Annotated in this window: 2 protein-coding genes; both read left to right on the top strand. The window is 74.4% G+C overall.

The annotated features are described in order from the left end of the window. The first annotated feature begins 114 nt into the window (after nucleotides 1-114). Nucleotides 115-639, top strand: coding sequence for an alpha/beta hydrolase (locus tag CNO22_RS27210; RefSeq protein WP_100502323.1), 525 nt, complete (start codon nucleotides 115-117; stop codon nucleotides 637-639). A gap of 45 nt (nucleotides 640-684) precedes the next feature. Next, nucleotides 685-1,080 carry a hypothetical protein gene (locus tag CNO22_RS27205; protein ID WP_100502322.1) on the top strand — a complete coding sequence of 132 codons (396 nt, stop codon included), beginning with the start codon at nucleotides 685-687 and terminating at the stop codon, nucleotides 1,078-1,080. Nucleotides 1,081-1,114: the final 34 nt, after the last annotated feature.

The raw sequence follows: 1,114 nt of genomic DNA, 5'->3' as shown, positions 1-1,114 counted from the left end.
GGGCGGTCACCGCGGGATCGGGCGGGCCGACGACGGCAATCCGGAGCGGCCCGTCGAGGGCCCGGGCGAGGGCGTGCAGGCCCTCGGCCTGCGGGCTGCACCAGTCCGCACGCCATCACCTACACCCCCTTCGCGCCCTGCGTCGCCACGATCGCCCAGACGCTGGTCCGCGAGTGCCACGACGCGATGGAGCGCGCCGGCACCGACCGGATCTCCCTCGTCGGGCACAGCCTCGGTGGCGTCGTCGTCCGCTACGCGGTGCAGGAGCTGGGGCTGGAGCCGCACGTCCGGACCGCCGCCACCGTCGCCTCGCCGCACCGCGGGACGTGTGCCGCGCTGCTGGGGCGGGGAACCCTCGTCGCCTCCCTGCGGCCGGGCTCGCCGCTGCTGGAGGAGCTGCGCCGGCGGTCGCGCCCGAGCGACGTGCGGTGGGTCTCCTACTACTCCGACGCCGACCTCGTCGTCCGCCCCCGTTCCTCGCGCCTCGACGAACCGCGCCTCGGGGCGACCAACGTCCTGGTCCCCGGCGCCGGGCACCTGGGGATCCTGCGGTCCCCACGGTTCCTGGCCTCCGTCGTCGACCTGCTCACCCGCGACATCCCGCACCCGGTGGGGACCCCCACCGCCCTCGCCGCCTGACCGGCGTCCACCGTCCCGTCCCCGCACCGCTCCGGAGGTTCCGCCATGTCCGCCTACACGTCCCGCGAGCAGGCCGTCTCGGTCTTCTCGCAGCTGTTCGAGATCATGCTCGAGGACGACGCCTTCCGCGCCATCGTCCGCGACGAGGCGCTGTCCGTGCGCTTCGTGCACACCAAGCCGGACTTCGAGCTGTACGTCGACGCCGGCGGCGTGCGGGTCGACGGGCCGCCCGCACCCACCACCCTCGCGATCAAGATGTCGTGCGACACCGCCGACGCCCTGTGGTCCGGCCGGCTGCTGATGCCCATCGCGGTCGCCACCGGGAAGATCCGGATCAAGGGCAGCGTGGCCAGGGTCATCGAGTTCGTGCCGCTGCTGCGCCCGGCGTTCGACCGCTACCCGGAGCTGGCCGCGGCCGCCGGCGTGCCCACCGCCGCCTGACCCCCCCGATGCACCCGACGTCCTGTCCTGTAAA

The sequence above is a fragment of the Geodermatophilus chilensis genome (genome assembly GCF_002802985.1).
Classification (GTDB): Bacteria; Actinomycetota; Actinomycetes; order Mycobacteriales; family Geodermatophilaceae; genus Geodermatophilus; species Geodermatophilus chilensis.
This window is presented reverse-complemented; position numbering and strand designations above follow the sequence as displayed.